This window comes from Protofrankia sp. CiP1_Cm_nod4 (genome assembly GCF_982290645.1).
This window is the reverse complement of the sequence record NZ_CEVIVC010000009.1, coordinates 42319-51879: the sequence shown is the minus strand read 5'-3', so window position 1 is coordinate 51879 and position 9561 is coordinate 42319. Positions and strand designations below refer to the sequence as shown.

General features: G+C 71.7%; 7 protein-coding genes. All 7 read left to right on the top strand.

Going from position 1 to position 9561, the window contains the following annotated elements; genetic code table 11:
• Positions 1-1686, top strand: a 1686-nt coding sequence (locus AC5LSR_RS03720) for a hypothetical protein (RefSeq protein ID WP_493468140.1), incomplete at its 5' end; no start/stop codon positions are given.
• A gap of 281 nt (positions 1687-1967) precedes the next feature.
• Positions 1968-2411, top strand: coding sequence for an SRPBCC family protein (locus AC5LSR_RS03715; RefSeq protein ID WP_250283209.1), 444 nt, complete (start codon positions 1968-1970; stop codon positions 2409-2411).
• Positions 2412-2480: 69 nt separating this feature from the next.
• Positions 2481-4163: an apolipoprotein N-acyltransferase gene (gene lnt, locus AC5LSR_RS03710; RefSeq protein WP_250283212.1), complete on the top strand. Its 1683-nt coding sequence runs from the start codon at positions 2481-2483 to the stop codon at positions 4161-4163.
• A complete protein-coding gene (locus AC5LSR_RS03705) occupies positions 4160-5173 on the top strand; it encodes a 1-aminocyclopropane-1-carboxylate deaminase/D-cysteine desulfhydrase (RefSeq protein ID WP_250283214.1) in 1014 nt (337 codons plus the stop codon). The genes lnt and AC5LSR_RS03705 overlap by 4 nt, the downstream gene beginning before the upstream one ends.
• A 158-nt stretch (positions 5174-5331) precedes the next feature.
• Positions 5332-7044: a GMC family oxidoreductase gene (locus AC5LSR_RS03700; RefSeq protein WP_250283217.1), complete on the top strand. Its 1713-nt coding sequence runs from the start codon at positions 5332-5334 to the stop codon at positions 7042-7044.
• Entirely contained in the window at positions 7041-7718 is a 678-nt protein-coding gene (locus AC5LSR_RS03695; protein WP_250283219.1) for a hypothetical protein, read from the top strand. The genes AC5LSR_RS03700 and AC5LSR_RS03695 overlap by 4 nt, the downstream gene beginning before the upstream one ends.
• Entirely contained in the window at positions 7718-9538 is a 1821-nt protein-coding gene (locus tag AC5LSR_RS03690; RefSeq protein WP_250283221.1) for a hypothetical protein, read from the top strand. The genes AC5LSR_RS03695 and AC5LSR_RS03690 overlap by 1 nt, the downstream gene beginning before the upstream one ends.
• Positions 9539-9561 lie beyond the last annotated feature (23 nt).

Below are 9561 nucleotides of genomic sequence, written 5' to 3'. Positions count from 1 at the left end.
CGGTGGCCGGCCGCGCTGGCCGTCCTCGTCGCGTTCTGCGGGCTGTCCGTCCTGCTCTTCCGCGACGGCTGGACCGATCTGGGCGGGACCGTCTATGGCGGCGGTGACGCCGTGCTGTTCTCCTGGTACCTGGGGTGGACGCCGTACGCGCTCACGCACGGGCTGAACCCGTTCGTCACGCAGTTCCTGAACGTGCCGGACGGCGTCAACATCATGTGGAGCACCGGTGTGCCGCTGCTCGGCGTGCTGGCCGCGCCGGTCACGATGCTGGCCGGCCCGCTGGTGGCCTTCCAGGTGCTCACGACGCTGGCGCCGGCGCTGTCGGGCTGGGCGATGTTCCTGGCGGTGCGCCGCTGGACGGCCGCGCTGCCCGCCGCCGTCGCCGGGCTGCTGTACGGCTTCGGCCCGTACATGATCGGTGCTTCCTACGGGCACCTGCACCTGTCGTTCGTGCCCTTCCCGCCGATCCTGCTGCTGCTCATGGACGACCTGCTCGTCCGGCAGCGCAACACCCGGCGGACCGGTGTCCTGCTCGGGGTGGCCGTGGCCGCCCAGGCGCTGATCAGCGAGGAGGTGCTGGCGACCTCGGCAGTGGTCACCGCCATCGCCATCGCCATCCTGTGCCTGCGGCACCGCGACCAGGTCCGCGCCCGCGCGGGGGCGGCCATCCGCGGGCTCGCCATCTGCGCCGGTGTCGCCACGGCGGCGCTGGCCTGGCCGCTGGCCACCCAGTTCTTCGGCCCGCAACGGGTGCACGGCTCGATCCAGCCGCCGGACGTCGCCGTCTCCGACCTGCTCACGTTCGTCACGCCCACGCCCCTGCAGGCCTTCGGGCCGGACTTCGCCGTCCGGGAGAGCCTGACGTTCACCGGCAACGCGGTGGAGGTCAGCGGCTATCTCGGCCTGCCCCTGCTGGCTCTGCTGCTGTTCATCGCGGTGCGGCTGCGGCGCAACCGGCTGGTCGCCCTGTGCGTGCCGCTGGCGGCCGCCGCCGCGGTCCTCTCGCTCGGCCCGCACCTGCACGTCGGCGGGCACAACACCGGTATCCCGCTGCCGTGGCGCGTGCTGGAGCTGGGGCCGGTGCTGCACAACGCGCTGCCGTCCCGGCTGTCGCTCTACGTCGCGCTCGCGGCCGGCATCATGATCGCTATATGGCTGGACCAGGCACGGCCACCTCGTATCCGTGCTATCACCGTCGGTGTGTCCGTCGCCGCCCTGGTCCCGCTGGTGCCGGCGTCCCTGCTCGCCTTCTCGCCGGCCACTCCCGCGTTCTTCACCGGCCCGCGGGTGAGCAACGCCCTGCCGGAAGGGTCGACCGCGCTCGTCGTGCCCTACCCGTACCCGCAGCAGAACGTGGCGATGCTCTGGCAGGCTCAGGCGGGCTTCCGGTTCGCCATACCCGGCTGCTACTGTACGGTTCCTGACCGTAATGGACGTTCCAGCTTCCACCCGGAGCCGGACCCGCTCAACTCGGCCCTCATCGATGTCGCGGCAGGCACCATCACCGCTGACGACGCGCTGCGGCGGCCCGGGCTGCGGGCCACCTTCGACCGCTTCGACCTGGACGCGATCATTCTCGGCCCGAGCGACCACCACGACGAGCTGGTGAAACTACTGACCGGACTGGCCGGCGGCCCCGGCCGCCACGTCGACGGCGTCGATCTGTGGCCGCTCGGCACACCCTGACACCGCGATATCCTGGCACCGCGATGTCCTGACAGCACAGTGTCCTGTGGCACGTCCTGTGGCACCGCGATGCCATAACGTCGCAATGTCTTAACGTCACGGTGCCACAACGTCGAATGCGCCGGGCGGGACGCGGGTAGGCCGTGTCCGATGGATGTTGGTGGCTGCGGGTGGCCGTCTCGGCGCTGCTCGCACGACCGGGCGTCCGTCGCAGCCAGCCCGAGCCAGGGCGGGGCCGAGGCCGGCTGCCCGCGCTGTTTACGACCATGAATGGAGACCGGATGGCAGAGATCAAGGTGACCGTGACGCGGGTTGTGACCGCCGAGCCCACCGCCGTCATCGAAGCGCTCGGCGACTACAAGGGCGTCCGGGCCGAGACCTGGCCAGAGACGATCACGGACTACGAGGTGCTGGAGGGCGGCACCGGCGCCGGCACCCGGATCCGCTACCAGCTGCGCGCGACCCGCAGCCGCGTCCGCACCGTCGACGCGGTCGTCTCCGCGCCCGAGCCCGACCGGACCCTGGTCGAAGCCGACCAGAACTCCACCCTGCGGACCGTGTGGACGGTGCAGCCGGCCGGCTCGGGCACGACCCGGGTGTCGGTGGAGACGAGCTGGGCCGGCGCGAGCGGCATCGGCGGGTTCTTCGAACGGACCTTCGCGCCGATCGGCATCCGCAGGCTGTACAACGGCGTCCTCGACAAGATCACCCCCCGCCTGAGCTGATACCCGCACAACCAGCCCACATGTCACGCTGCTTTGCGCGGGTACTCGAAGTGGCCGCAGCATCGCGACATGGACAGCGAGAAGCGCTCGGGCGGGACGGCCGTGCGCCGGCTGCCGGCCCACGGGCTCGCCGGGCTGGCCGGGGCGGTCCCGGCGTTCGCCTTCCCGGCGCCGGGGGTGTGGGTGCTCGGTTTCGTCGGGCTCGTGCCGCTCATGCTGGTCGTCCGCGCCGCCCCGACCAGGCGGGAGGCGGCCGTACGGGCCTGGTGGGGCGGCACCGGGTTCTTCCTGGCGGCCTGCTACTGGCTGGCTCCGAACACCGGCCCGTTCCTGCTCGTACTCACCGCGATACTGGGCGCGACCTGGACGCTGTGGGGTGTGACGGTGTGGGCGGCCCTGCGCCAGCCCCCTTCAGCCCGCGGGCTCGCGTGGGCGCTGCTGGTCGTGCCGTCGGCGTGGGTGGCCGGCGAGTTCCTCCGATCATGGCAGGGGCTCGGCGGGCCGTGGGCGCTGCTCGGCGCGAGCCAGTGGAACAGCCGGCCGGTGCTGGCGCTCGCCTCGCTCGGCGGCGTGTGGCTGCTCAGCTTCGTGCTGGCTGCCGTCGGGCTGGCCCTGGCCGCGGCGGGAATCCCGGGCGCGGCGGCCGGCAGACGGATCACCGCCTGTCTGGCGGCAGCCGGGATCGTCATCCTCGCCGTCAGCGGCGCGGCAATGCTGAGGCCCGTCCCCCCGGCGGCCGGGACGCTGCGTCTCGGCGGCGCCCAGCCGGGTGTCGTCCACGCTCCGGAAGCCCGGTTCACCGCGAGCGAAGCCGCCACCCGGCGTCTCGCGGGCAGCGGTGCCGACCTGGTCGTCTGGGGTGAGAGCAGCGTCGGTTTCGACCTCGCCGACGATCCCGCCCACCTGGCCCGGATCGAGGCGGCGGCCCGCGCCGTCGGCGCCGACATCCTGGTCAACACCGACGCCCGCCGGGCCGGAACCCTCGGCGCACCGGGCGATGTGTTGGGCGCACATGGCTCACCAGCCCCACCGGGCTCCGCCGAAGGGCCGGCCCGCGACGATGACGGCAGCCTGGAGCGGGCACGTCCACCTGGTTCGCCAGGCCCACGAGAGCGGCCGGGGGCGCCTGGCGGCGGGATCTACAAGACAGCGGTCCTCATCGGCCCGGACGGGCCGCGCGGCCGCTACGACAAGACGCGCCTGGTGCCGTTCGGCGAGTACATCCCGCTGCGCCCGGTGTTCGGCTGGCTGTCATCAGTGACCGAAGCAGCTGCGGAGAACCGCCGGACGGGCCATCAGCTCACCATCATGCGGACGGCGGGCGTGCGCTTCGGGACGTTGATCTGCTTCGAGTCGGCCTTTCCCGACCTGGGACGCCGGCTCGCCCGGATGGGCGCGGAAGTGATCGTCGTGCAGTCGGCGACATCGACCTTCCAGGACAGCTGGGCGCCCGCGCAGCACGCGAGCCTCGCCGCGCTGCGCGCCGTCGAGTCGGGACGCCCGGTCGTGCACGCCACGCTCACCGGCGTCTCCGCCGTGTTCGACGCGTCCGGCCGCGAACTCGTCCGTCTCGGCACCCGTGAACGCGGCCCCTACCGCACCGACATAGCGCTCGCGACCAGGCAGACCCTCTACGACCGCTTCGGCAACTGGGTCCCGGCCGTTTCACTCATCGCCCTGTCCACCGCCGGCATCACCACCGCCCTGCACGCCACCCGGCGACCACGACGTTCGCGGGGAGCGCCGGCATGAACACGCGGCCTCCGAGTCCGGAGGCTCCCGGCCCGGGGGCCGGGCACTCGCGAATTCCGCGCCCCGAAGCCCCGCGCGCTGAGGCCCTGTCACCAACAGCCCTGTATCCGGGGGTGGTACGGCTGCCCTCGCCGGCCGAGGAGCTGGATGACGAGCGGTTCGCCCGGCACGGGGTCCGGGTGCTGCTCAAACGCGACGACCTCGTCAGCCCCGTGCTACCGGGCAACAAGTGGCGCAAGCTGAAATACAATCTGGTGGACGCGGCGGCGTCCGGGAAATCGACGATCCTGACCTTCGGCGGGGCGTTCTCCAATCATGTCCGGGCGACGGCCGCCGCCGGCGCGCTTTTCGGTTTCACCACCATCGGCGTCATCCGCGGCGAGGAACATCTGCCGCTGAACTGGTCGCTGTCGGCCGCCGTCGCCCACGGCATGCGGCTGGCCTACCTGGACAGGTCGACGTACCGCCGGAAAGACGAACCGGACGTGCTCGCCGGCCTGCGGGCGCGCTTCGGCGACTTCTTCCCGCTGCCGGAGGGCGGCAGCAACCCGGCCGGCGTCCGCGGCTGTGCCGAAATTCTGGACGAGGTCGAGCCGGATGTCGACATCGTCACCTGCGGCTGCGGCTCGGGCGGCACCCTGGCCGGTATCGCGGCGAGCCTGCGCCCCGGCCAGCGGGCCATCGGATTCTCCGCGCTCAAAGGCGGCCGGTTCCTCCAGGACGTCGTCGGTGACCTCCAACGTGCCACCTTCGGCCACGCCACCGACAACTGGCGGATCGAGTGCGACTTCCACTTCGGCGGTTTCGCGCGCCGCCCGCCGGATCTCCAGCGGTTCATCGACGACTTCGCCGGACGCCACGGCATCGCCCTGGAACCGGTATACGTCGCGAAGATGATGTACGGTCTGCTCGAGCTGGCCCGCCGCGGCACGATAACCCCCGGCAGCACCGTCCTGGCCGTCATCACCGGCCCGGCCGATCACCCGACGGGAGCGCGCGGCGGGCCGTAACAGGAGATCCGGGCCGGCGGGCGCGGCGCGGACACAGCCATGTCGGGCTGTGGACAGCGGCCCACTCTGTTTTGGTGGCGGCTGGGCGTGGTTCACTCGTCACGCCCGCGAGTGAAGTGTTCCCAGTCGGCGATCCGCGGGCGGGCCTGGGGGGACAGGTGAGCGGGAGCGAACACGCGGACGTCGTGGTTGTCGGTTCGGGATTCGGTGGCGCGGTGACCGCCTGCCGTTTCGTCGAGGCGGGCTACAGCGTTGTTCTGTTCGAGCGTGGGAAGGCGTATCCACCGGGGTCGTTCGCCCGTTCGCCGACCGACATCGCGACGAACTTCTGGGACCCGAGCCAGGGCCGGCACGGTCTGTTCGATGTCTGGTCCTTCGCCGACTTCGAGGCGGTTGTCTCCAGCGGGCTGGGCGGCGGCTCGCTCATCTACGCCAACGTCCTGCTCCGCAAGGACGAGAAGTGGTTCGTCCGCGACGCGCCCGCCTGCGAGGGCTACGAGAGCTGGCCGGTCAGCCGGGCCGACCTGGAACCGCACTACGCGGCCGTCGAAAAGACGATAGGGGTGCAGCGCTTCCCCAAGGGGCAGCCGCGCTATCAGCACGCCCGCCGGACCGAGCTGCTGGAACAGGCCGGCAGACGGCTCGGGTACACCGCCGAGCAGCCGCCGCTGGCGGTCACGTTCGGTGTCGACGGCAACCCGCCGGTACCGGGGGCGCCCATCGGTGAGCCGGCCTACGGCAACATCCACGGCCGGCCGCGGATCACCTGCGTGCTGTGCGGCGAGTGCGACCTCGGCTGCAACTACGGCAGCAAGAACACCCTGGACCACACCTATCTCTCCGCCGCGGTGCACCACGGCGCGGACCTGCGCGTCCACCACGAGGCCCGTTCGATCACCCCACGGGACGGCGGTGGGTACACCGTCGGGTACGTGGTGCACGCACCCGGTGATGCCGTCGCCACCTCGACACTCCCCCAGCGGACGATCACCTGTGATCGTCTCGTCCTCGCCGCCGGCACGTTCGGCACCACCTATCTGCTGCTCCGCAACCGCGCCGCGTTACCCGGCATCTCCCAACTGCTGGGGCGGCGCTTCAGCGGCAACGGCGACCTGCTCGGCTTCGTCGGCGGGGTGCCCGGCCCGGCCCTGGGCGGCGCGCACGCCCCGGTCATCACGACCGCCGTGCGCGTCCCCGACCCCCTCGACAGCCACGGCGGTCACGCTGATGGCCAGGGCGGCTCCGGCGCCGACCGCGGCTGCTACATCCAGGACGCCGGCTACCCCGGTTTCGCCGAATGGCTCATCGAGGCGGCCGGCCTGGACAACGAGGCGTCCCGGATCGTCAGCACCGTCTACGAGCTGATCCGTTCCCGTCTCACCGGCGGCCCGTCCCACCAGATCGGCGCGCTGGTCGGCCGGCTGCTCGGCCCGGGGCAGGCGTCCGCGGGCGCGATGCCCCTGCTGGGCATGGGGCGCGACATTCCCACCGGAAAAATGTCGGTGAGCGACGACTACCTGCAGATCGAGAACTATCCGGCGGACAGCCAGCCGTATTTCGAACGGCTGGACAGAATCATGGAGGACCTGGCCGAGGAAATGGGTGGAAAATACCACCGGAATCCGCTGACGCTGCTGTCCCGGGTCATCACCGTGCATCCTCTCGGCGGCGCCTCCATGGGTACCGACATCACCACCGGCGTCATCGACGAATGGGGCGAGGTGTTCAACCACCCCGGTCTGTACGTCGCCGACGGCGCCGCCCTGCCCGGGCCGGTCGGGGCGAACCCGTCGCTGACCATCGCCGCCTTCGCCGACCGGCTCGCCGAACACGCCGTGGATGCCGGCCCCGTCCTGGAGACACAGCCATGACCACTCCCACGAGCCTGCGGTTCACCGAGAAGATGAAGGGCTTCCTCACCCTCGACGAAACCGATCCCCAACGTGGATACAACCAGGGCAGGCAGGACGGGACCTCGCTGTCCTTCCGCCTGACCATCCACACCGAGAACGTGGACGCCTTCGCCGCCGACCGGCTGCGGGGGGCCACCGCCAGCGGATACGTCCGCTGCGACGCGCTGGGCGGCAGACGCCCGGTGGACGGCGGCGTCTTCAACCTCTTCGTCGGCGACACCCCCGGGCACCGGCGGATGCTCTACCGGCTGCCGTTCAGCGACGCGGCCGGGCACCCGCTGACCCTCAGCGGGTTCAAGGACGTCCACGACGATCCCGGATTCGACCTGTGGCGGGACACCTCGACGCTCTACACCCGCGTCTTCGCCGGCCATGTGGACGCCGCCGGCGAGTCCACCGCCCGGATCGTCGGCGCCGGCATCGTCACCATCCACATCCCCGACTTCCTCTGGCAGCTCACGACGTTCCGGACGTCCGGCCCGGCCGGTGGCACGGCGGGCCTGGTGAAGTTCGGCCGGCTGTTCCTCGGCGATCTCTGGGAGGTCTACGGCCGTTCCCTCGGACGCGAGGACGACGAGGAGGACGCGCGGGACGGAGACGATCCGCGGGATGGCGAAGGGGGCTGGAGCTGATGTCCGGCACCCCGTCCCGCCCTGTCGACGACAGCGAGCGGGCGCTCGGCTTCGCACGGGCGTCGATGTCCCGCTGGCTGTCGCCGGCCCTGCTGCTCGACACCGCCGTCCGCGTCGGTATCAGCGAGTTACTCGGCTCCTATGCCGACAAGCGGGAGGCGATGGCCGCGCTGCCGGCCGCCCCCCCGACCGACCTGTCGGGCCAGGACGAGCTGTGGTTCGACTACGTCAGCGACCTCGGCGACGGCTTCGACTCGACCTACACGATGGCCTCGCTGCTCGCCGCGCCAGGCCTGGAACTGGACGGTTCGCCGGCCCCGCGGGGGCAGCTGCTGGTGATGGGCGGCGACCAGTGCTATCCGACGCCGAGCATCACCGGCTACGAGAACAAACTGATCGGCCCCTACCGGGCGGCGCTGCCCACCGCGCCGCCCGGGCCCGACGGGCAGCCGGCGCCGCCGAAACTGTTCGTCCTCCCCGGCAACCACGACTGGTACGACGGGCTCACCGCCTTCATGCGGGTGTTCTGCCAGCGCTCCACCATCGGCGGCTGGCGTACCGAGCAGACCCGCAGCTACTTCGCGGTGAAACTGCCGCACCGGTGGTGGCTGCTCGGTATCGACATCCAGTTCGACTCCTACATCGACGACCCGCAGCGCCGGTACTTCCTCGACGTCGCCGAGCAGATGCAACCCGGCGACGCGGTGATCCTGTGCTCGGCGAAACCGAGCTGGGTCAGCACGGGTGAGGGCAACGCCGAGGCGTTCGCCGTCCTCGACTACTTCGAACGCACCGTGATCCGCAAGGCCGGCGCGCGGGTACGGGTCTCCCTCTCCGGCGACCTGCACCACTACGCGCGCTACCGCCAGGCCGACGGGGACACGCAGAAGTTCACCGCCGGTGGCGGCGGAGCCTACCTGTCCGCCACCCACCACCTGCCGGAACATCTGGTGCTGCCGCCGCCGGCGTCCCGGGCGCCAAGCAAGACCGACCCGCCGGCGCACTACCAGCTCGAGACGAGCTTCCCGGACGCGCGCACCTCCCGCCGGCTGGCCGCCGGCATCGTCCGCCTGCCGGCGTTCGCACCCGGGCTGGTGGGCCTGCTCGGCGGTATCCACCTGCTGCTGGCGCTGGTGATCGGTGCCACCGCCGGCGCGGGCACGCCAAGGGCCGCCGGGCGCCTCGACGCCATCGCGGACGGGCTTCGCGACGCCAGCACCGGCGCACTGTTCGCCGGCCTGGTCGACAACGTGCCAGGGCTGGCGCTGAGCCTCGGCGTCCTGGGCGCCGGGGTGGCCCTGACCAAGAGCGGCCGGACGGCCCGGGGGCTGGCGGCCGGAGCCGCGCACGCGGTGGCCCAGCTCCTGCTGGCGGCCGGCCTGCTGGCGGCCGTGGTGGCGGTGGCCGGCCCGTTGCCGGGCACCTGGCTGCTGGCCGGCGTACTGCCGCTGGTCACCGTGCTCGGCGGGCTCGCCGCCGTCGAGCTGCTCGCCGGTTATCTCTGGCTCGCCGACCGGTTCGCGGGCCTGAACACCAACGAGCTCTTCGCCGCGCAGGGGATCGCCGACTACAAGAACCTCCTGCGGCTGCACATCGGCCCGGACGGGTCGCTGACCATCTATCCGGTCGGGATCCGGCGGGTGCCGAAACGCTGGCGTTTCACACCGCACGCGGCGCCGGGTGAGCCCTGGTTCACCCCGGTGGACCGGCGGGTGGATCCATTCCTCATCGAGCCCCCGGTCAGCATCGCCCATGGCGGCCTGCCGGCCGTCCCGTATCAGCATGCTCGCGGCGACGACGCCGAACCGGCCAGTTCGTAACGAAAAATGCCGTAACATACCGA